Genomic DNA, 20,267 nt, shown 5'->3' on the forward strand with positions numbered 1-20,267 from the left:
GTGCCCGCCGCGCCGCCGCGCAGCGCGACCAGCCGCGCCCTGCCCTCGGGGCGCGGCGGGGACTCGGCGTAGGCCACATAGAGCAGCCCGCCCGCCGCGGCCATCCAGGGCCGGACGCCGGGCAGCTCGGGATCGACCGCGAACGGCGCGGGCGCCGTCGTCGTGGCACCGCTCGCGGGATCGATGATGTCGACGCCGGCGGGCAGCAACGCCTCCGACAGCCGCGGCCGCAGCGCGTAGATCCGGTCTCCGGCTCGGGCAAGGGCCGCGTAGGCGGGGACGTCGCGCCCCCACTCGACGCGGCCCGACGCCACGTTCACCGCCTCCATCCGGGTGGCGCCGTCGCGCTCCCTCTCCGGATGGAACACCACGACCAGCCGCCCCCCGACGAGGACCCCCGGGCAGGTCTCGTCGCCGCACACCGTGTCGCCCTCCCAGGCGCCGAGCTGGGCGCCGTCCGGGCCGAACGCGCGGAGCGCCGTCCCGTCCGAGACCAGGGCCACCCCGTCCAGCATCGACACCTCGGGCGACTCCGCGGAGCCGAGCACGCGGTTCCAGCGGTTCCGGCCCGTCGCCGGGTCGACCGCCAGCAACCGGCTGCGACCAGGGCAGTCCAGGGCGAGCGCGGCGAGCGTCTCCCGCGCGTCGGACGGGTGCGCGGCGCCCTCGAACAGCCGGCAGCCGCCCGGCAGCCGCCGCTCCCACAGCCGCGCACCGGTCGCCGCGGACCTCCCGGACAGGGTCCGGCGCTCCTCATCGGTCGCGAGCACCACCCCGGCACCGGCGGGGAAGCGCAGCGTCGTCCTGGACGCCGCCGCCGGCCGATCGCCGTCGCGCCGCCACAGCAGCCCGCCCGACAGCGCGTCGAAACCGGCGAGCATCCGCTCGCCGCGATGCCCGTCCCGCTCGAAGTAGGCGATCAGCCGGGACCGGGTGGACGCCCAGCCGAGCAATGTCCAGCCGGAACGGCGGTAGCTCCAGCGGCCCGCGCCGGTCCGCGCGTCCCGCACCTCAAGGCCGCGCCCGGAGGCGACCACGACCTGTCCCTGCGCCACGTCGTAGGCGATGCTGTCGTACCCGGCGACCGGCCCGTGGTGCATCGCGGTGGTGCGTTCCCAGCTCGCCGTGAGCGGACCCGGCGGCGGGCCGATCTCGCTCTGCGGTGCGACCGGGTCGGCGGTGACGGTGTGCCGCACCTGCCACCACTCGGCGTGCAGGACGAACCGGTCGGTCAGCACGGTGCACAGCGCGACCGCCACCGCGCCCGAGACGAGGCCGAGCGCGACGCGGATCTTGCCCGCGGGCCCGGACCGGCCTTCGGGCCGCTGCCGGCTCCCGACCACGACCGCGCCGCCTCCTCTTCTGTACCGTGCTTGCCCGTACTGTGCATCTGGACGACTCCAACCATGCCGTGTGACGAGCGCCCGCGCGACACGGCCGGTGCAGATTGGGGCGCGGAACAGTGGAGCTCTACACCCATTGGCCGACGTGGGAGGCGGCCCGTGCCGGCCTCACGGCGTCCGGGATCGACCGTGACCGGCTCGAACGCGCGGCCGTGGCGGCGCGGCGATGGCACGGCGACCAGCGGCGCCCGACCGGCGCCCCCTACGTCGAGCATCTGCTGGAGGCACTGGAGGTGCTGGTCCGCGGCGCGGGCGTGACCGACCCCGCGATCCTGGACGCGGCGCTGCTGCACGACGTCGTGGAGGACACCCCCGCCACCGTCGCCGACGTCGAGGCGGAGTTCGGGGACGAGGTGGCAGAGCTGGTGGACTGGGTCACCGAGCCGCCCGCCGGGGGCCCGGGACGGCAGGCCAGACGCGCCGCCAGGGCCGCCTACCTGCGGCGCCTGCGTGACGCGCCACGCGAGGCGATCGTGGTGAAGCTGGCCGACCGGGTCAGCAACGTCCAGCGCCTGGACCAGATGGCACCCGACTTCCAGCGCCGCTACTACGCCGAGACGGTGACCTACATCCTGCCGTTCGCCCAGGCGGAGCCGTGGTTCGCGGGATGGTTCGCCTCCTGGCGGGAACGGTTCTCCCACCTGAGATGACCGGGCGGTCGCCTATGCGGGATGATGCGGCCATGGAACGCGAATGGGTGGTCGAGGAGAGCATCGCGATCGAGGCCGCCCCCAGGGCGGTGTACGCGGCGATCGCCGACGTCCGGCGGATGCGCGACTGGAGCCCGGAGGTCTTCGCGACCTGGGTCCGCGGCCGCAAGATCGTCCCGGGAGTGAAGTTCGTCGGGTTCAACCGGATCGGCTGGCGCCTCTGGTTCACCACCTGCCAGGTGACGTCCGCCGTGCCAGGGCAGGCGTTCGCGTTCCGGGTGTCGACCTTCGGCATGCCCGTCGCCCTGTGGGGCTACCGCGTCGAGGACATCGGCGGCGGCTCCACCCGGCTCACCGAGTACTGGGAGGACCTCCGCCGGGACGGGCGCAGCGCGGTGCTCGTGTCGCTGATCGGCAAGATCTTCACCGGCGTCCCGGCGGAGCAGCGCGCCGCCGTCAACCGCACGGGCATGCGCGCCACCCTCGACCGCATCAAAGCGGCTGTGTAAATGCAATCTCGGCCCGAGGAACTCGCCTGGCGGCTCGTCCCTCGACCGCGCTTGGGCGAGTGCGACATCGCTTCGCGATCTTCCCGGCGGGGGCTCGCCTTCGGCTTTGCCCCCGCCGGTCAGGTAGCGCGCTCGCGTGACGGCTGAGGTCGTTGTGTTTCTTGCGATCCCGGCCCAAGGGGTCGCCTCCGGCTTCGCCCCGCCAGGCAGGTCGCGCGCTCGTGTGACGGTCGAGGTCGCTTGTCGGGTCGTTCCGGCCCGTCGTTTGCGGGGCGTTGGTTCCGGTCCGCGCTGAAGGTCGGGGGGAGCGAATAAGCTGTCCCTTTCGCCCCTGCGGGGGCGCCGGGGGAGGTCTCCGGCAGCGAAGTCGCGAGGAGCAGCCTGCATGTCGTCCCAGGTCACCGGACGTCCGTCCAGTACCGGCGGCACGGTCAAGGACCAAGAGATCGCCGCCGAGCAGCGCTACGTCGACGTCGCGTACGTGCGGCTGGAGGAGATGCGGGCGGACGCGCAGGCCATGATCCGCGAGGGGTACCGGCAGTCGCTCGCCGGCACCAAGGGCTCGCTGGTCGACCGGGACGCGATGGTGCATCAGGCGGCGCTGCGCGCGCAGGCGCTCGACGTCGCCGATGACGGCCTGGTGTTCGGCCGGCTCGACCTCGCGTCCCGCGAGATCCGCTATGTCGGCCGCGTCGGCGTGCGCACCCGCGACCACGACTCCCTCGTCATCGACTGGCGCGCCCCCGCCGCCGAGGACTTCTACCGCGCCACCCCCGAGGACCCGCGGGGCGTGGTCCGGCGCCGCGTCCTGCACTCGCGCGGGCACACCGTCATCGACCTGGAGGACGACCTGCTCGACCCCGGTGCCGCCGACGGGATGACGGTCGTCGGCGACGGCGCGTTCCTGGCGTCGCTGGCGCGCACCCGCGAGGGCGCGATGCGCGACATCGTCGCGACGATCCAGCGGGAGCAGGACGAGGTGATCCGCGCGCCCGCCGAGGGCACGGTCCTGGTACGCGGCGCCCCCGGCACCGGTAAGACCGCCGTCGCCCTGCACCGGGTCGCCTACCTGCTGTTCCGGCACCGCCGCCGGTTCGGCTCGCGCGGCGTCCTGGTGATCGGCCCGAACCGCAGGTTCACCGCCTACATCGAGCGGGTGCTGCCGTCCCTCGGCGAGGGCTCGGCGACGCTGCGCTCCCTCGGCGACCTGGTGGACGGCGCGACCGCCACCGTCCACGACAGGCCTCGCCTCGCGCGGCTCAAGGGATCGGACGCGATGGCGGGCGTGCTGCGCCGCGCCATCGCCGACCAGGCGCCCGGCGCCCCCGACACGCTGCGGGTGGTGTTCAAGGGCGTCGTGGTGACGCTGGAGCGGGCACGGCTCGACCGGATCCGGGGCGACCTCCACCGCCGCAGCCGGGGCGCCGTGAACGCCGCCCGCGGGCGCGCCGCCGAGGCGCTACTGGACGCCCTCTGGGAGCGGTTCAACGATCTCGGGGGCCCGGAGGCGGCCGAGGCGGCCGAGGGCGCCGAGGCGGGTCTGTGGAACGCGATCCTCGCCGCGGACGGGCTGGCCTCGCTCGACGACGAGCCCGAGCGCGGCTCCCGGGGCAACGGCGACCCGAAGCGCGCCCAGTTCGACGCGAAGGTCCGCGAGCAGTCCGCCTTCGCCGGCTTCCTCGTCGCCTGGTGGCCGCTCCGCCGCCCGCTGGAGGTGCTGCGCTCCCTCGGCGACCCCGACCGGCTCCTGCGGGCGGCCGGACGCGACCTCGAACGCCCCGACATCACGCCCCTCGCCGCGTCCTGGGCCGGGGACGGTGCCCCGCTCAGCTATCAGGACGTCGCGCTGCTCGACGAGATCGACGCGCTGCTCGGTCCACCTCCCCGCCCGTCCCGCCGTGGCGCGCCCGCCGAAGGCGACCCCTTCGTGGTGGACGGCGTCAACATCCTGACCGGGGAGGAGGTGGCCGACGAGACGTGGGAACCGGAGATGCAGGAGCTTTCCACGTCCATCGAACGGCTGGAGCGGTCGCGGCGCGTCGACGACGGCGTGGTCGAGGAGCGCCCGGAGTACGCGCACATCGTCGTGGACGAGGCGCAGGACCTGTCCCCCATGCAGTGGCGGATGCTCGGCCGCCGGGGCCGCCAGGCGAGCTGGACGATCGTGGAGGATCCCGCGCAGAGCGCATGGGAGGACCTCGACGCCGCCCGGCGGGCGATGGAGTCCGCGCTCGGCGGGGAGCAGCCGTCCGCCCGCGGCCGGTCGCGGCGGAATCGCAAGCCCGCGCCGCGCCGCGTCCGGCACGAGTACGAGCTCACCACCAACTACCGCAACTCCACCGAGATCGCCGCGGTGTCCGCCCGGGTGCTGGCGGTGGCGCTGCCCGATGCGCGCCCGGCCCGCGCCGTCCGCACGTCCGGCATCGACCCGATCGTGCGCGTCGTCCCGGAGGCGGACCTCGCCGGCACGGCGCGGAAGGCCGCCGAGGAGTTGCTCGGCCAGGTCGAGGGCACGATCGGGCTGATCGTCCCGCTGGCGCTGGAGGAGGAGACCGGCGGGCAGCTCTCCCTGGACGCCGTCGAGCCCCCCTCCGCCGCCGTCTGGGACGCCGCCGCCCGCGACCGGCTCGGCGCGGGGCTGCCCGAGCGCGTGCAGGTGCTGGACGTCCTGGAGGCCAAGGGCCTGGAGTTCGACGCCGCCGTGATCGTGGCGCCCGAGACCGTCGCCGCCCAGTCGCCGCGCGGCCTGCGGGTGCTGTACGTCGCGGTGTCCCGCGCCACCCAGCGACTGACCGTCCTCACCGCCGACCCGGACTGGGAGCACACCCTGACGGGCTGAAAGGGGACGCTCCGCCAAGCTGACCCTGACGACTCCAGCGTCCCCGGTTCGGCGCCCCGCACCGCCGAGGCCTTCCGGCAGGTCGGCCGCTCGACGTCGCGGTGAACGAGGCGCGCGCGCCCGTCTTCACAGCCCTCGCGGACAGGCGCCGGACGGGCTCCGCGGGGTTAGGCTGGCGCGAGCCCCCCGCTACGTGGACGGAGACCGATGAGCGGCCGAAACCCCGCCCCCCGGCGAAGTTACGGTGGCCGCTCCGCCGAGGAGCGCCGCGCCGAGCGACGGGCACGGCTGCTGGCCGCCGGGCTGGAGATGTTCGGGACGCGCGGCTACGCGGCGACGTCCATCGAACGGTTGTGCGCGACGGCGAGCGTGTCCACCCGCAACTTCTACGAGGAGTTCTCCGGCCGGGAGGAACTCCTCACCGCGTTGCACCGCGACATCAACGAGCGCGCCCGCGAAGCCCTCGCCGAGGCGTTCGAGGGCGCCGGGGACGTCGACCTCGCGGCCCTGGTCGAACGCGCCGTCCGCGCCTTCGTCACCGTCACCGCAAGCGACCCCCGCTGGGCCCGCATCGCGTTCGTCGAGGTCATCGGCGTCAGCACCGACCTGGAGCGGCTCCGTCTCGGCTGGCGCTCCCAGTGGGCCGAGACCCTCCTCGGCATCACGCGCGAGGCGGTCGCCCGCGGCGAGGCCGCCGACCGCGACTACCAGCTCACGGTGATCGCGATCATCGGCGCCGTGAACAACCTCGTCCACCACTGGTCGGCCCGCGGCCAGGACATTCCCCTGGACGACATCACCGCCGAACTGACACACCTGATCCTCGCCGCCATCACCACCGCACCCCGGCAGGATTGAACCTCAGCCGGCGGTCAGATGACTGGTGGTCTTCCGGTTCTGGTCATGCGCCAGGCGGTGCGCCAGGAGATGGGGCGGCGGGGGCCTGCGGGTTTGCGCCAGCCTTCGGCGAAACCCTTGAACCAGGGTTTGAGGGCGCTGGGCTTGCGTTCGCGCAGGATGGTCATGCCTACCCATACGGCGAGGTAGGTCAGGCCCAGCAGCCACGGGAGGTTACGGCGGGCCAGCCAGACGCGATTGCGGGCGTTGTAGCGGTAGAACATGTCGTGCCGGGTGGGCAGGACGGCCGGGTGGAACATCACGGCGGAGGCGTCGTAGACGATGCGGTAGCCGGCGTTGATGATCTGCCAGGCGAGGTCCGTCTCCTCGTGTGCGTAGAAGAAGTCCTCCGGGAGGCCGCCGCCGGCGTCGAACGCGGTGCGGCGGATCGCGCAGGCGCCCCCGAGGAAGGTGGTGACCGGGGACGAGCGCTCGGGGTCGCCGGCGCGCAGGCGGGGGACGTGGCGGCGCTCGCCGCGGCCGCCCTCCGGGTCGCGGACGCGGAACGACACGACGCCGAGGTCGGGTTCGGCGGAGAAGCGGTCGCGCAGGTGGGTGCCGAGGCGGGACGAGCGGTACCAGCCGTCGTCGTCCAGGAACAGGACGACGTCGCCGCAGGACGCCTCCACGCCCCGGTTGCGGCCGCCGGGGATGCCGAGGTTCTTCGGGAGGGTGAGGGGCTTGACGCGCTCGTCGTCGAACGGGGCGGTACCCGCGCGGTCGCCCACCGGGTCCACGCCGTTGCCGACGAGGACGACCTCCACGTCCACGTGCTCCTGTTCGAGCGCGCTGCGGACGGCGCGTGCCAGTTCCTCCGGGCGGTTGCCCATGGTGAGGATGACGACGCTCAACTTCACTTCAGCCTCCGGGAGGCCAGGATGCTGACCAGGTGCAGCAGGGTCTGCAGGACGGCGACGGCGGCGACCGCGACCATGAGGACGCGGGTCGCGGCGGGGGTGTCGGTGCCGAGCACGGCGTCGAGGGCGGCGGCGGCGAGGATCAGCAGGGACAGCTCGACCGCGCCGATGATCCGGTGGAAGCGGAGCATGGACGCGGCCTGCCGGGCCAGCGCGATGCCGGTGGAGCGGGGGCGCAGCGCGCGGTCGCCGCCGGTCGGGTCGGCGGGCAGCCCGGACTTGGCGCGGGCGACGACGACGTTGTCCGTCTCGGCCTTGATCAGTGCGGCGCCGAGCGCGGCGACGAGGCCGAGTTCGGCCCAGCCGCCGTTCCGCCAGCCGCCCTGCGCGGCGAAGCCGAGGCCGATGAGGAGGGAGACCTCCGACAGGTAGTGGCCGATGCGGTCGAGGAAGACGCCGGCCACGGAGGTCCGCTTCAGGTAGCGGGCGACCTCGCCGTCCACGCAGTCGAGCAGGAGGTAGACCTGGATGAGGACGGCGCCGCCGAGCGCCGTCCACAGCGCGGCGGTGCCGGACGCGGGCAGCGAGACCACGACGCCGGCGAGGATGCCGCTGAGCATCATCAGGTAGGTGAGCTGGTTGGGGCTGAACCCGAGGCGCAGGGCGATCCACGCGAAGTACGGGGACAGGTCGCGCATGTAGAGGCGGCCCGCCCAGTGCTCCTCGTTGCGCCGGTCCTTCAGGCCCGGTGGCTGGCCGTACCGGCGGATGTCGGCGACCGTCGCGCCCTTGCGGTCGGGGCGCTGGTCGTCCGGCGGGACGGGGGCCTGCGGCCCGGGGAGCTCAGCCTCCATGTACCTGGACATACTCTTCCACCGCCTTGAGGGTCGCGCCCTGGTCGAGGCTGAGGTGTTCCAAGATCGTATAGCGGCCGGGCCGGGTCTGCGGGGCGTACTGGACGGCCTCGGCGAACTGCTCGACCGACAGGCCGACGTCGGCGGGGAACCGCGGCAGGCCGTGCCGGCCGAGGCAGGTGAGGATCTCGGCCAGCCGGTCCTCGCCCTCGCCGAGCCTGGTCGCGCGCAGGTGGTAGCAGAACGCCGCACCGATACCGGCGAGCTCGCCGTGGTTGGCGGTGCCCGGGTAGAGCTGGTCGACGGCGTGCAGGATCTCGTGGTCGCCGCCGCTGGCGGGACGGGAGTCCCCGGCGAACGACATCGCCATCCCCGACAGGACGAGCCCCTCGGCGAGGACGGTGAGGAACCGGTCGGACTCGATCGACTCCGGCTGGTGCAGCAGCGCCTCGGCGGCGGTGCGGGCGACGGTGAGGGCCAGCCGGTCGACGCGCTCGCCGCACTCGTCCGCGGCGAGCAGCCAGTCCGCCACGGCGGAGAAGTTGCTCACCACGTCGCCGATCCCGGCGCGGACGAGACGGTCCGGCGCCGCCCGGACGTAGTCGAGATCGACGACCATCGCCAGCGGCATGACCACGCCGAACGAGCCCTTGCCCTTCTCGTGGACGAGGGAGGCGACCGGGGAGCAGATACCGTCGTGGGAGAGGTTCGTGGCGACCGACACCATGGGGATGCCCGACAGCGTCGCCGCGTACTTGGTCGCGTCGATCGTGCGGCCGCCGCCGATGCCGACGACGGCCTCGTACGATCCGGCGCGCAGCTTGCCGGCCAGGCTGACGGCCGCGTCCACGGTGCCGCCCTCGACCTGGAACACCTCGCAGGCCGTGAGGGACGGCCGGACATGCTCGGCTATCTGGTCGCCCTGGCCGGGACCGACGGCGATGGCCACCCGGCCCTCGGTGACGATCCGCTTGTCGGCCAGCAGTTCGCCGAGGGCCGCGATGGCGCCGCGCCTGACGTCGATGGACAGTGGCGCGGTCAGCATCCGCGTCAGCAGGGGCATGGGCCTCCTCGCTCGGGCTCGTCGGTCGCTCGGCTGTCCGTGGGCGCCGGGACCTGCCCGGCGCCGCGTCCGGTCTAGTAGCCCTTGGCGATCCGGCGGGCCTTCTCCAGGTCGTCGTGGTTGTCGACCTCGACCCAGTCGACCTCGCCGATCGGCGCGACGGCGATGCGGCCGCCCCGGTTGACGAGTTCCTGGTACCCGTCCTCGTAGTAGAGGTCCGGGTTCCCCTCCCAGGTGGCCTTCAGGGCGTCGGCCAGCGGCTCGGCGGCGGCCGGTTCGATCAGGGTCGCGCCGATGTACTCCCCGTACGCGGTGGACGGGTCCATCAGCTTGGTGATGCTCTTCAGGTCGCCCGCACCGTCGAGGGTGACCTTCATCTCCTCGTCGGCGAGAGTTTTCACGTTGTCCACGGCCAGGAGGATGTCCGGCCCACGAGCGGACAATAGGGTCTTCTCGACACCCACCGGGTGGACCGTGTCGCCGTTGACCATGAGGACGCCCTTGGAGAAGTGCTCCCGAGCCAGCCACATGGAGTAGGCGTTGTTCCACTCCTCGGCCTTGTCGTTGTGGACGAGCGTGAGCGACACGCCATACCGCTCCTCAAGTGCGGCCTTGCGTTCCTCGACCGCCTCCGCGCGGTAACCGACGACGATCACCACGTCGGTCAGCCCGACCTCGGCCATGTTGCCGAGGGCGATGTCCAGGATCGTGGTCTCGCCGTCAGCGGTCTCGCTCACGGGGACCAGGGCCTTGGGGAGGGTGTCGGTGTACGGCCGCAGCCTCCGGCCCGCGCCCGCCGCCAGCACCATGCCGATCATGCTTCCTCTTCCTCCAGGTCGACCATCACGCCGCTGTCGTGTCCGGTCCGCGCCCATGTGGTGACGCTCTCGCCCGCGAACAACACGCCAAGGTAGGCGGCGAGCGCAGCGTACGCGAACGGGAGGAGCCCGCAGAGGCCCGCGAGGGCCGCAAGGAGCATCCGGCCCTCCCAGCCGAGCCCGGCGCGGAGGGCCCACGCCTGCGGACGGAGTCCCAGGCGGGAGCGGTACACGGTGTCGTGGTGGTGCAACGCCAGGACCGCGATCAGCACGTAGACGAGCGGTGCCGAAACCCCCTGCGCAAACCCCAACACGGCGAGGTAACCATACTCGATCCCGCGGATTATGGGCGGTACGAGCCAGTCCATTGGTCTGGCGTGCGGGTGCGCGGCGGGCGCCGCCAGAAGCAGGACGACGACCGGAGCGTACAGCGCCGGGGCGGGCGTGCCGCCGGTGCCGGCCGCGGCGCGCGCGACCAGCCGCTCCGCGCCACGGGCGTTCTTACGCAGCGGAGGGGCGAGTTCCGGCCGGGTGACGACGTGCCGGTCCGGTACGTTGAGCGTGTCCAGCCGTTGGCACAGGCGGGTCAGCAGGCTGGGCGCCTCCCGGCCACCGCCGTAGGGCAGGGCGGCCGTGGGGCCGGCGTCCGCGGTCCGCCCGGTCGCGATGATCAGCACCCTGATCATCGGCGCCTCCGGGCCTGGTCGGAGCAGTGCGGACCCGCACAGCGTAGTGGTTCGATGACATTGGGTAGTGGAGAACGGGCAGAGATGGCGACGCGGACGGTGGCGGTGGTGCTCGCGGGCGGTGTCGGCGCGCGGCTGGGCGCCGGCCGTCCCAAGCAGCTCGTCGAGGTGGGCGGGCGCACCATCCTGGCGCGTGCGGTCGCGGCGTTCGACGCGCATCCCGCCGTGGACGAGGTGATCGTCGTGATGGCGGCGGCGCACCTGCGGGAGGCCGCGGCCGTCGCCGCACCGTTCCGCCGGGTCAGCGCCGTCGTGGCGGGCGGCGACACCCGCACCGCCTCGACGGTCGCCGCGCTGCGCGCCCTGGAGGGGCAGGCGGACGAGGTCCGTGTGCTGTTCCACGACGCCGCCCGCCCGTTCGTCGGCGCCGCGGTGATCGACCGGGTCGTGGACGCGCTGGACGGGCACGAGGCCGTCGCGGTGGGCGTCCCCGCGTCCGACACGATGGTGGTGGTCGAGGACGGCCTCGTCGTCTCGATGCCGCCCCGCGAGACGATGAGCCGGTTCCAGACCCCGCAGGGGTTCCGGCTCGGGACCGTCCGCAAGGCCTACGAGCTGGCGCTCGCCGACCCGGGCCTGCGCGCGACCGACGACTGCGGCGTCGTGCACCGTTACCTGCCGGACGTGCCGATCCGGGTGGTCGCGGGCGACGAGCGCAACCTCAAGGTCACCCGGCCGCTGGACGTCGTCATCGCCGAACATCTGGCCACCGGCGATCCCGCCGCCGGCGACCCGAGCACCGAGGACCTCACGTGATCTTCGAGGACACCCCCGCCGTCATCGGCCACCGCGGCTACGGCGCCGGCGACCCGATCCCGCCGGGGTCCGGTTCGGCGGTCGCCGAGAACACGCTGCCGTCCCTGCTCGCCGCCGTCGAGGCCGGCCTGTCGTGGGTCGAGGTCGACGTGACGCGCACCGCCGACGACGAACTCGTCCTGCGGCACGACCCCACGATCCCCGAGGGCGACCACGTGGTGGACCTGCCCGCCACCGCCAGCGGGCTGCCGCGGCTCCAGGAGGTGTTCGCCGAGCTGCCCACCGACGTCGCCGTGGACGTCGATGTCAAGACCGTCCTGGACGACGCGGTCGACGAGCCGTCCCGGCGGACCGGGGCGCTGCTGCTTCCGGTACTCAAGCGCGAGGCGCGCCGCCGCCGGCTGCTGGTGACCTCGTTCGACCCGTCGCTGCTGGTCTTCCTGCGCGACGAACTGCCGGGTGTCCCGCTCGGCCTGCTGACCTGGCTGCGGTTCCCGCTGTGGCATGCCGTCCCCGCCGCGGCGGGGCTGGACCTCCAGGCCGTCGCCGTGCACACCGGCTCCTGCGGCTTCGAGCATCCCGACACGCGGCTGCGCCCGCTGGAGCATTGCGTGGACATCGCGCACAAGGCGGGTCTGGACGTCATCGCCTGGTGCCCGTCCGCCGAGCGCGCACCGGACTACGCGGCCGCCGGGTTCGACGCGATGGTGGTCAACGACGTCCCCGGCGTGCTGGCCGCCGTCCGCTAGCAGCGGGTCAGGAACTTCCGCCGCTTCCGCCGCGCAGCTCGTCGCCGCCGTACATCTGCGTCCATTCACCGACGCCCTCGTCGGTGCCGGAGCCGCTCCGCGGCGTCTGGCCAGGCCTGTCCGAGCCCGCCGGCGGACTCGCAGGCGGGCTGGCGGGAGGCGACGGCGGCGCGAACGGGCTCGGCGAAGCACCCGGCGAACCCGGCGCACCTGGAGCGGGCTGTCCGTACTGGACCGGCGGTTGCCACGGGACGTTCTGCCCCGGCGCAGGGGGAAGGGCCTGACCAGGGGCGCCAGGCGCCCCCATGTGATGCGGTGCGCCCGCAGGGCCGCCCGCGGGCAGCCCCATCGGCGCGGGCGACGGACCACCGTACCGGGGCGCGGCACCTACCGCGGTACGCGCCTGCCAACGCGACGGCACTATCGACGCCACGACGAGCAAGACCCCCAGCACCAGGAAGACGCCGTTGGGACCAAGGCTGAGATACCCGACCACGATCCGGTCCGGGAACGGGTCCTTCGCCGTGTGCACCACCGTCCAGCGTGGTGCCAGCACCCACAGGGCGCCGACGACGGTGAACGCGGCGCCCGGGACGAGGGAGGCCAGCGGCGAGAGGCGGGAACCCACCAGCAGGCCGAGCACGACGGCGACCGCGAGGAGGAGCACCGCGCCGATCCACTTGTCGCCGCCCTGACCGGACGAGCCGATGACCGCGGCGCTCCGGACGGCACGGCCCATCCGCTGCGTGCCGTACATCAGCAGCCCGGCGACCACCGGGGTCACGATCAGGCCGATCACCACGCCCATCGCGTGGCGGGCACCGTTGGACATGGGCCACCCCCTCCTCGGCCGGCGGCACGATCCCGCCAACCTAACCCTGAGACGTACCCGAAAGCACGCGGGTTCACGGAAGGTTCCATCTGCCCGCTACTGGACGGCCTCGCCGGGTTTGGCGGGCGTCGGCTGGCCGAGGCCGGGCGGGCTGGTCAGGAAACCGACGCCCCAGGTGAGATGCATCGTGGCGAAGACGAGCGGCAGCCGCAGCCAGGCCGACACCGGCAGGCCGCGTCCCTCGACGGCCGCGCCGCCCACGATCGCGGCCGCGTAGCCGCCGGGCAGGATCCAGGCCGGCCAGAACCCGAGGATGCCGGCGACCGTCCCGGCGGTGATGGCCAGCACGGCGATCGGCGGTGCGAGGTAGCGCAGGTTGAGCGTGCCCTGGTGCTCGCGGCCGACGACGCGGCGCCACCGCCCGGTGTGGAAGTACTGCTTGGCGAGGGCCCGCAGGTTGGGCCGCGGACGGTAGGTGACGCGCATCCGCGGCGTGAAGAAGATCCGGCCGCCGCTCTGCCTGATGCGGTGGTTCATCTCCCAGTCCTGCGCGCGGGTGAACGTCTCGTCGTAGCCGCCGACGCGCTCCAGCGCGCTGCGGCGGAACGTGCCCAGGTAGACGGTCTCGACCTCGCCGGCCTCGCCGCCGGTGTGGAAGCGGGCGTTGCCGACGCCGATCTTGGACGTCATCGCGCGCGCGACGGCCTTCTCGAACGCGGTGACGCCCTCGGCGGCCATGATGCCGCCGACGTTGTCGGCACCGGACTCCTCCATCGTCTCGACCGCGGCGCGCACGTAGTCGGGCGGGAGCAGCGAATGCCCGTCCACCCGGACGATGATCGAGTACTGCGACGCCTTGATCGCGATGTTGAGGCCCTGGGGGGTGCGCCCGGTCGGGTTGGCCACGACGACGATCCGGGGGTCCTCGCCGGCGAGCTTGCGCGCGATCTCCTCGGTGCGGTCACGGGACGGCCCGATCGCCAGGACGAGCTCCAGTTCGCCCGGATAGTCCTGGGTCAGGATGCGGCCGACGGCGTCGGTCAGGTGCCGCTGCTCGTTGAGCACCGGCATCACCACCGACACGGCCGGCCAGGTGCGCTCGCCGGGGACGGGACGGGACTGCGCGCCGGGCTGCTGGGCATGCCGGGCGTGGGGAGACGGATTCATGTGGGCTCGCGGACGCACCTCGGCCTGGCGGCCTGAGGAGGCCCCCCTTCCTCTCTCTTGCTGGCTTGTCTGACGCAGCCCACGCCACCCAGGTTCGCGTGCGGGCCGCCGGGGTGTGGTCAAGACGGCGCCACGTTACTGCAAGGACACGAAGTCCAGGTACCCATCGGACGGGTGTCTCCCACTTTAGAGTGGTGGGGACTCGCGTCAGTACGAGCCAGATGAGGTCCTTGGGGAGGCGGCGGTCGGCATGGCAGACGGGCACGACTCAGGTCGAGGCGACGCCGACCCGCTGGAGCACTACTTCCGGCCGCGTCCCTCGGGCGGTGCGCCGGAGGGCGCGGCGCCGGACGGGGACATCGAGGGTGTGACCATCGAGGGGATGCCCGCGCCGCGGGTGCCGGTGGAGGGGCCGCGCGGCCCGCGTCGTCCGGGCCCGGGGCTCAGCCCGCGGGCGGCGATCAGCGCCCGGCGGCAGCGGCGCTTCCTGATGGTCACCGGGACGATGTCGGCGTTCGTGCTGCTCACCTCGGGTGGCGCATGGGCGTTCCAGAACTACGTGACCGGTGCGATCGACAAGGTCTCGGTCGGCGGCCTCGGCAAGGGCAAGGACGCGCCGAAGGGCGCGATGACGATCCTGGTGGCGGGGGTCGACCGCCGCGAGGGTCTGACCAGGGAGCAGCAGCGGGCGGCGAGGCTGGGCCACGAGCCGGGCGAGCGGTCCGACACGATGCTGCTGCTGCACGTCTCCCGCGACCACGACCGCGTGTCGATCGTGAACCTGCCGCGCGACTCCTACGTGACGATCCCCTCGCACAAGTCGAACGGCTCGGAGGGCGCGAAGGGGGCGCACGTCCCGTCCCGTCCGGGCAAGCTGACGTGGGCCTACCAGTTCGGCGGGCCGGACCTCACGGTCGACACGATCAAGCGGGCGACCGGCGTGTCCATCGACCACTACGTCGAGGTGAACTTCTACGGGTTCGTCAACATGGTGGACGCGCTCGGCGGCGTGGACGTGTGCACCGAGCAGCCGATCGACGACGTCAAGAGCGGACTGCGGCTCCCGGCCGGCAAGTCGCACGTGGACGGGCTGAAGGCGCTCGGCTTCGCCCGGGCCCGCTACACGCTGACCGGCGGCAGCGACCTCGGGCGCATCGACCGGCAGCAGCAGTTCATGGCGTCGATGATGAAGCAGGCGCTGTCCAGCAGGACGCTCAGCGACCCGGTGAAGTCGGCGAAGTTCCTGAAGGCCGCGCTGAACTCGCTGCGCGTCGATCCGAAGCTCGCCAAGGACCTGCCCAAGCTGACCAACCAGATGAAGGACCTGTCCACCGACAGCCTCACGTTCGCGAAGGTGCCGTTGGCCAATCCCGACTTCAACACCGTCCTGTGGAACGCCCCCGGGCCGCAGTCGACCGTCCAGTGGGACCTGCACCGCGCGAACGACCTGTTCACCCGGATCCGGCGCGACCAGCCGCTGGTCAAGGAGACGCCGAAGCCGAGCGCGTCGCCGACGAAGAAGCCGGCGAACGAACTGACGGTGGCGCCGGATGAGATCCAGGTTCGGGTCCTCAACGCGATCGGCACGCGCGGGCTCGCGACACGTGCGGGCGGGGAGCTGGACAAGGCGGGGTTCCACGCCTCCGTCGTCCCGGGCGTGGCACGCCGCGGCCTCCAGACGACCCAGATCCAGTACGGCCCCGGCCGCGAGGACTCCGCGCGGACACTGGCCGCCGCGATCCCGGGCGCGCGGCTGAAGGAGGTCCGCTCGCTCGGCCCGCGGGTGCAGGTGATGGTCGGCGCGAACTGGGACGGCGCCAAGAAGGTCAAGGTCGCGGGTGCCGCGCCGACCGCGTCCCCGGCCGGCGGCCCGGCGCTGGAGACGGGCACCGCCACCCAGAAGCTCTGCGGCTGATCACCCTAGAATGCTGTTCTAGCATCGAGGGAGGTCCCGTGGCGCAGTTCTACCGGCCGCTCGGCGACGGCGTGTTCGCCAGCACCCCGGCGACGGCGGGCGCGTGGTCGCCGGACGCCCAGCACGGCGGGCCGGTCGCGGGCCTGCTCGGGCGGGCGCTCGAACGGCACGACCCCGTCCCCGGCACGCGGGTGGCGCGGGTGACGGTGGAGATCCTCGGCCCCGTCCCGGTGGCCACGCTGGCGGTCACCGCGCGCATCGTCCGGCCGGGCCGGCGGGTCGCGCTGCTGGAGGCCGAGATGACCCATGAGGGACGTCCGGTCGCCCGCGCCACCGGGTGGCGGATCCTCGCCGCGCCCGAGCGACTCCCGGCCGTCTCGCACACCCCGGCGCCGCCGCCCCTCCCGGACTCGACCCCGCCGCTCATGACCTGGGCGTCCGCGCACGCGGACGGCTACCTGTCGGCGATGGAGTGGCGCGTCGTGCAGGGCGCCTTCGGGCAGCCGGGGCCCGGCGTGACGTGGGCGCGGGCGCGCGTCCCGCTCGTGGCCGGGGAGGCCGACACGCCGCTCGTGCGCGCGCTCGTCCTGGCCGACAGCGCGTCCGGCATCGGCAGCCAACTCGACCTCACCACGTGGCTGATCATCAATACGGACCTGACGGTCGCGCTGCACCGCGACCCCGTCGGCGAGTGGCTGTGCATGGGCGCCGCGCTCCACGCGAGCCCGCAGGGCAGCGCGCTGTGCGAGGCGACACTCGGCGACGGTACCGGCGACTTCGGGCGCGTCCTCCAGACGCTCCTCGTGGACGAGCCGCCGACCGGCTGATCGACATTCGCGCACGTCCTCACCCACGGTCCTTGCTTGACTACTCTCTGTAGTGATAGGCAGACAGAGAGAAGTCACCTGCGATCGTCAGGAGTCCACAGCATGCCGGCAAGGATTCTCGTTCTGTTCACCACGACCGCGCTCGCCGCGACTGCCCTCACGGGCTGCGGCAGCGACACGAGTCTCGCCGCGGAGGCGCCGTCACCGCCCAAGGTGGACGCCCCGGCGGCCGCGGATCCGCCCGACGGGGCGGACGCGGAGGCGCCGAAGCCAGCACCGGCGCCAGCACCGGCCGCGGCTCCCAAGAGCGGCAAGTCGCCCGCGAAGGACGGCACCGACCTGTCGGCCTGTCTGGACGCCGAATGCGACGTCGAGGTCGAGAGCGGCCAGGAGATCCAGCTCGACAAGAAGTACGGCGCCGATTCGGTCCTGGTCAAGCGCAACGGATCGCGCGTGACCCTCACCGTCCGCCGCGGGGGCGCCAAGATGGTCGCCGCGCTGGACGCGAACTCGCCCTATTCGACGTCGACCTTCAACGACCTGACGTTCCAGCCACGGCTGGCCGAGGGCGGCAAGCTGGTCCTCAACATCTCCCACAACTGAAGCGCGTGACGCGGGGCCCCGCCCGGGGGATGTACCCGGGCGGGGTCTCTGGCGTACCCGCGCGCCACGTGGGCCGCCGTGCCTCCCCGAACGGCGCCCGCCCGGGACGGGGCAGGTGTCGTACCCTGCGCACTACCGGCAGGTAGACACCGCCGGACGATGCGGGCTGCCGGCTCCTACCGGGCACATGGTCTCTAGAGTCGGCGACAGCGATCCGAGAGAGGAGCCCGCCTTGGCCTACCGGCTGACGGTCATCGGGACCGGTTACCTCGGGGCCACGCACGCGGCGTGCATGGCCGACCTGGGGTTCGAGGTCCTCGGTCTGGACGTGGACGAGGAGAGAATCGCCCGTTTGTCGGCCGGTGACCTGCCGTTCTACGAACCCGGGCTCGAGCCGGTCTTGCGCCGCGGCCTGGAGAGCCGGCGGCTGCGGTTCACCACGTCCTACGCGGAGGCGGCCGCGTTCGGGGACGTGCACTTCCTCTGCGTCGGCACCCCGCAGAAGGCGGGCGAGTACGCGGCCGACCTGACGTACGTGAACGCCGCCGTGGACGCCCTGGCCCCGTTGCTGCAACGGCCGTGCCTGGTGGTCGGCAAGTCGACCGTCCCGGTCGGGACGGCGGCGCAGCTCGCCGAAACGCTGGCCCGGCGCGCCCCGGCGGGCGGCGACGCCGTTCTCGCGTGGAATCCCGAGTTCCTCCGCGAGGGGTTCGCCGTCCAGGACACCATGCGCCCGGACCGCATCGTGGTGGGCCTGCCGGTCGAGCAGGGCGCCGCCGAGCACGCCGAGAAGGTGCTGCGCGAGGTCTACTCCACGATGCTCGCCGCGGGCACCCCCTTCGTCGTCGCGGACCTCCCGACGGCCGAGCTCGTGAAGGTGTCCGCGAACGCGTTCCTCGCCACGAAGATCTCCTTCATCAACGCGATGGCGGAGGTCTGCGAGGCCGCGCACGCCGATGTGACGAAGCTCTCAGAGGCCCTCTCCTACGACGACCGGATCGGCGGCCGGTTCCTCGGCCCCGGCCTCGGCTTCGGCGGCGGGTGCCTGCCCAAGGACATCCGCGCCTTCATGGCCCGCGCCGGGGAACTCGGCGCCGACCAGGCGCTCACCTTCCTGCGCGAGGTCGACGAGATCAACATCCGGCGCCGGATCCGGATGGTGGACCTCGCCCGGCAACTCCTCGGCGGCTCGTTCATCGGCCGGACGGTCGGCGTCCTCGGTGCGGCGTTCAAGCCGAACTCCGACGACGTCCGCGACTCCCCCGCGCTGGACGTGGCCGCGTCCATCCGCTCGCAGGGCGGCAAGGTCACGGTGTACGACCCGCAGGCCATGCCCAACGCCCGCCGCGCCCAGCCGTCGCTGGACTTCGGTGACTCGGCGCTGACCGCCGCCCGCGGCGCGCACGTCGTCCTGCTGCTCACCGAGTGGGCCGAGTTCCGCGACATGGACCCCGACGCGCTCGCCGAGGCCGTCGCGGAGCGCAACATCGTCGACGGCCGCAACGCCCTCGATCCCGAACGCTGGCGCGCGGCCGGCTGGAACTACCGCGCCCTCGGCCGCCCCTGACCGCGCCGTCCGCCGCCGCTCGCTCTCTCCGACCCGTCCGTGTCACCCGTCACGGTCCGCCGCCGATGACGTTGCGGGGATCGTCCAGCCAGAGGTCGTGGCAGCCGGGACGGGCGGTGAGGCCGAAGCGCTCGCGGCCCGGACGCCCCCATCCGACCCAGTGCAGGTAGGCGCGGGACACCTCGTCCCACAGCCGGCGCGGGCCGTACTGCTCGACCGCGAACAGGTCGGCCCCCGGCTCGTAGTCGACGCTGGCCCATGATCCGCCGGGCGCCCCGGTCTCCAGCAGCCACAGCGTCAGATCCCCGGAGTCGCCGGACGCGCACAGGTGCTTGCGCGTGCGGGGCACCAGCGCGCCGATCGCGAGGTCGGCGCCGTAGGAGTCCCAGGCGACGCTGCGAGGGTCCAGTCGTGTCGTGCCGCGCTCCGTCTCGTGCTCGGTGCCGCCTACGTATTCGGCCACCGAGGGAGACGACCGTGGCGGCCGCACCATCGTTTCGCCGGCGAGGTGCGGAAACCGCCCGACGGCCCGGCCCTCACCGTCGACGGTGAGGTGGGCGAGGTGGCCGCTGCCGTAGGCGGGCGTCCAGGGGCACACGATGACGCCGCCCGGCCGCGTCTGCTCCAGCCACGCGCCCGCGATCCCGGAGACGCCACAGGTGACGTGCACACGATCGTAAGGGGCGTTCTCGGGGAACCCCGCCTCCGCATGACCCACGAACAGGTGCGGCCCGTGCCCGGCCTCGGCGAGGTTGGCGGCGGCCTGCGCCGAGACCTGATCGTCGGGCTCGACCGAGGTCACGTTCGTCTCACCGACCCGCCATGACAGCAGCGCCGCCGTCCATCCGGTGCCGGTGCCGATCTCCAGGACCCGGTCGTGGTCGCGCGGGCCGAGCGTCTGGAGGGCGTTCAGGACGGCGCGGGGAGCGCCGCACGAGGCCATCGCCGTGTCGGAGTACACCGCGTCCCACCAGGTCGCCGGATCGCGGTCGCGGTCGACCGGGTGGGCGGGGCCGCCACCGGAACGCACGGCCCAGGTTCGGACGGGCACGAACCAGTGCCGTGGCACCTCAGCGAACGCCGCGCGCCACGCCGGATCGGTGAGGACTCCCTGGGCCGCATACATATCGCACAATGCACTGATTCGCCCGCTGACGTCGCTGTCCACGGCACGAGGGTAACCAGAGATTCACTCTGTGGAGTGGGTCATGTACG

19 protein-coding genes are annotated in these 20,267 nt (G+C 73.2%); 10 read left to right on the plus strand and 9 right to left on the minus strand.

The genetic code is table 11. The features are described 5' to 3' along the window. Window positions 1-1,343: outer membrane protein assembly factor BamB family protein (locus AMA02S_RS08010; RefSeq protein ID WP_067454099.1), on the minus strand; the 1,343-nt coding region annotated here is incomplete at its 3' end. 119 nt (window positions 1,344-1,462) lie between these two features. Here AMA02S_RS08010 and AMA02S_RS08015 point away from each other — a divergent pair. The 4 genes from AMA02S_RS08015 (at window position 1,463) to AMA02S_RS08030 (ending at window position 6,259) form a co-directional block, all read left to right on the plus strand. Beyond that, entirely contained in the window at window positions 1,463-2,053 is a 591-nt protein-coding gene (locus tag AMA02S_RS08015) for an HD domain-containing protein (RefSeq protein ID WP_067454102.1), read from the plus strand. Window positions 2,054-2,085: 32 nt separating this feature from the next. Then, a complete protein-coding gene (locus AMA02S_RS08020; RefSeq protein WP_067454105.1) occupies window positions 2,086-2,562 on the plus strand; it encodes an SRPBCC family protein in 477 nt (158 codons plus the stop codon). A 385-nt stretch (window positions 2,563-2,947) separates the two neighbouring features. Further along, entirely contained in the window at window positions 2,948-5,401 is a 2,454-nt protein-coding gene (locus AMA02S_RS08025; protein WP_067454108.1) for a HelD family protein, read from the plus strand. A gap of 207 nt (window positions 5,402-5,608) precedes the next feature. After that, on the plus strand, window positions 5,609-6,259 hold the full coding sequence (locus AMA02S_RS08030; RefSeq protein WP_067454111.1) for a TetR/AcrR family transcriptional regulator: 651 nt from the start codon (window positions 5,609-5,611) through the stop codon (window positions 6,257-6,259). Between the two features lie 14 nt (window positions 6,260-6,273). Here the strand turns inward: AMA02S_RS08030 and AMA02S_RS08035 are convergent, their stop codons facing one another. From AMA02S_RS08035 to AMA02S_RS44005, 5 genes are all read right to left on the minus strand, one after another. Next, complete coding sequence (locus AMA02S_RS08035) at window positions 6,274-7,155, minus strand: glycosyltransferase family 2 protein (protein ID WP_439951587.1); 882 nt, start codon at window positions 7,153-7,155, stop codon at window positions 6,274-6,276. Beyond that, window positions 7,152-8,009 carry a CDP-alcohol phosphatidyltransferase family protein gene (locus AMA02S_RS08040; protein WP_084264863.1) on the minus strand — a complete coding sequence of 286 codons (858 nt, stop codon included), beginning with the start codon at window positions 8,007-8,009 and terminating at the stop codon, window positions 7,152-7,154. Before AMA02S_RS08040 ends, AMA02S_RS08035 begins: the two co-directional genes overlap by 4 nt. Next, window positions 7,999-9,072: an iron-containing alcohol dehydrogenase family protein gene (locus tag AMA02S_RS08045; RefSeq protein ID WP_067454114.1), complete on the minus strand. Its 1,074-nt coding sequence runs from the start codon at window positions 9,070-9,072 to the stop codon at window positions 7,999-8,001. Before AMA02S_RS08045 ends, AMA02S_RS08040 begins: the two co-directional genes overlap by 11 nt. Window positions 9,073-9,146: 74 nt before the next feature. Beyond that, the gene (locus tag AMA02S_RS08050; protein ID WP_067454117.1) at window positions 9,147-9,890 is read right to left on the minus strand and encodes a phosphocholine cytidylyltransferase family protein; all 744 of its coding nucleotides are present in this window, start codon (window positions 9,888-9,890) and stop codon (window positions 9,147-9,149) included. Further along, window positions 9,887-10,576, minus strand: coding sequence for a DUF5941 domain-containing protein (locus tag AMA02S_RS44005; RefSeq protein WP_245667400.1), 690 nt, complete (start codon window positions 10,574-10,576; stop codon window positions 9,887-9,889). The genes AMA02S_RS08050 and AMA02S_RS44005 overlap by 4 nt, the downstream gene beginning before the upstream one ends. Before the next feature lie 84 nt (window positions 10,577-10,660). Between AMA02S_RS44005 and ispD the strand changes: the two genes are divergently transcribed. Continuing rightward, entirely contained in the window at window positions 10,661-11,392 is a 732-nt protein-coding gene (ispD, locus tag AMA02S_RS08060) for a 2-C-methyl-D-erythritol 4-phosphate cytidylyltransferase (RefSeq protein WP_067454119.1), read from the plus strand. Continuing rightward, complete coding sequence (locus AMA02S_RS08065) at window positions 11,389-12,141, plus strand: glycerophosphodiester phosphodiesterase (RefSeq protein ID WP_067454122.1); 753 nt, start codon at window positions 11,389-11,391, stop codon at window positions 12,139-12,141. Before ispD ends, AMA02S_RS08065 begins: the two co-directional genes overlap by 4 nt. 7 nt (window positions 12,142-12,148) lie before the next feature. Here AMA02S_RS08065 and AMA02S_RS08070 read toward each other — a convergent pair whose 3' ends face one another. Both AMA02S_RS08070 and AMA02S_RS08075 read right to left on the minus strand, forming a co-directional pair. Further along, window positions 12,149-12,973, minus strand: a complete 825-nt coding sequence (locus AMA02S_RS08070; protein WP_067454126.1) for a hypothetical protein — start codon at window positions 12,971-12,973, stop codon at window positions 12,149-12,151. A gap of 96 nt (window positions 12,974-13,069) precedes the next feature. Continuing rightward, window positions 13,070-14,140, minus strand: a complete 1,071-nt coding sequence (locus AMA02S_RS08075; RefSeq protein ID WP_084264865.1) for a glycosyltransferase family 2 protein — start codon at window positions 14,138-14,140, stop codon at window positions 13,070-13,072. A 250-nt stretch (window positions 14,141-14,390) separates the two neighbouring features. Between AMA02S_RS08075 and AMA02S_RS08080 the strand changes: the two genes are divergently transcribed. The 4 genes from AMA02S_RS08080 to AMA02S_RS08095 all read left to right on the plus strand — a co-directional run bounded on the left by AMA02S_RS08080 (window position 14,391) and on the right by AMA02S_RS08095 (window position 19,052). Then, window positions 14,391-16,055, plus strand: a complete 1,665-nt coding sequence (locus tag AMA02S_RS08080) for an LCP family protein (protein WP_067454130.1) — start codon at window positions 14,391-14,393, stop codon at window positions 16,053-16,055. A 38-nt stretch (window positions 16,056-16,093) separates the two neighbouring features. Beyond that, the gene (locus AMA02S_RS08085) at window positions 16,094-16,882 is read left to right on the plus strand and encodes a thioesterase family protein (RefSeq protein WP_218004886.1); all 789 of its coding nucleotides are present in this window, start codon (window positions 16,094-16,096) and stop codon (window positions 16,880-16,882) included. Between the two features lie 102 nt (window positions 16,883-16,984). Beyond that, a complete protein-coding gene (locus AMA02S_RS43240; protein WP_067454138.1) occupies window positions 16,985-17,485 on the plus strand; it encodes a hypothetical protein in 501 nt (166 codons plus the stop codon). Window positions 17,486-17,672: 187 nt separating this feature from the next. Continuing rightward, window positions 17,673-19,052 carry a UDP-glucose dehydrogenase family protein gene (locus AMA02S_RS08095; RefSeq protein WP_218004887.1) on the plus strand — a complete coding sequence of 460 codons (1,380 nt, stop codon included), beginning with the start codon at window positions 17,673-17,675 and terminating at the stop codon, window positions 19,050-19,052. Window positions 19,053-19,101: 49 nt separating this feature from the next. Here AMA02S_RS08095 and AMA02S_RS08100 read toward each other — a convergent pair whose 3' ends face one another. Continuing rightward, window positions 19,102-20,220, minus strand: coding sequence for a methyltransferase domain-containing protein (locus AMA02S_RS08100; protein WP_245667401.1), 1,119 nt, complete (start codon window positions 20,218-20,220; stop codon window positions 19,102-19,104). Window positions 20,221-20,267: the final 47 nt, after the last annotated feature.

Origin of the sequence: Actinomadura macra NBRC 14102 (assembly GCF_001552215.1) — a bacterium.
Taxonomy (GTDB): Bacteria; Actinomycetota; Actinomycetes; order Streptosporangiales; family Streptosporangiaceae; genus Spirillospora; species Spirillospora macra.

Bases quoted from the DNA above. Each gene is read 5' to 3' on its own strand.
- AMA02S_RS08020 (WP_067454105.1), top strand. From the start codon at position 2,086: ATGGAACGCGAATGGGTGGTCGAGGAGAGCATCGCGATCGAGGCCGCC.
- AMA02S_RS08025 (WP_067454108.1), top strand. From the start codon at position 2,948: ATGTCGTCCCAGGTCACCGGACGTCCGTCCAGTACCGGCGGCACGGTC.
- AMA02S_RS08030 (WP_067454111.1), top strand. From the start codon at position 5,609: ATGAGCGGCCGAAACCCCGCCCCCCGGCGAAGTTACGGTGGCCGCTCC.
- AMA02S_RS08040 (WP_084264863.1), bottom strand. From the start codon at position 8,009: ATGGAGGCTGAGCTCCCCGGGCCGCAGGCCCCCGTCCCGCCGGACGAC.
- AMA02S_RS08045 (WP_067454114.1), bottom strand. From the start codon at position 9,072: ATGCCCCTGCTGACGCGGATGCTGACCGCGCCACTGTCCATCGACGTC.
- AMA02S_RS08050 (WP_067454117.1), bottom strand. From the start codon at position 9,890: ATGATCGGCATGGTGCTGGCGGCGGGCGCGGGCCGGAGGCTGCGGCCG.
- AMA02S_RS44005 (WP_245667400.1), bottom strand. From the start codon at position 10,576: ATGATCAGGGTGCTGATCATCGCGACCGGGCGGACCGCGGACGCCGGC.
- ispD (WP_067454119.1), top strand. From the start codon at position 10,661: ATGGCGACGCGGACGGTGGCGGTGGTGCTCGCGGGCGGTGTCGGCGCG.
- AMA02S_RS08070 (WP_067454126.1), bottom strand. From the start codon at position 12,973: ATGTCCAACGGTGCCCGCCACGCGATGGGCGTGGTGATCGGCCTGATC.
- AMA02S_RS08075 (WP_084264865.1), bottom strand. From the start codon at position 14,140: ATGAATCCGTCTCCCCACGCCCGGCATGCCCAGCAGCCCGGCGCGCAG.
- AMA02S_RS08080 (WP_067454130.1), top strand. From the start codon at position 14,391: ATGGCAGACGGGCACGACTCAGGTCGAGGCGACGCCGACCCGCTGGAG.
- AMA02S_RS43240 (WP_067454138.1), top strand. From the start codon at position 16,985: ATGCCGGCAAGGATTCTCGTTCTGTTCACCACGACCGCGCTCGCCGCG.
- AMA02S_RS08095 (WP_218004887.1), top strand. From the start codon at position 17,673: ATGGTCTCTAGAGTCGGCGACAGCGATCCGAGAGAGGAGCCCGCCTTG.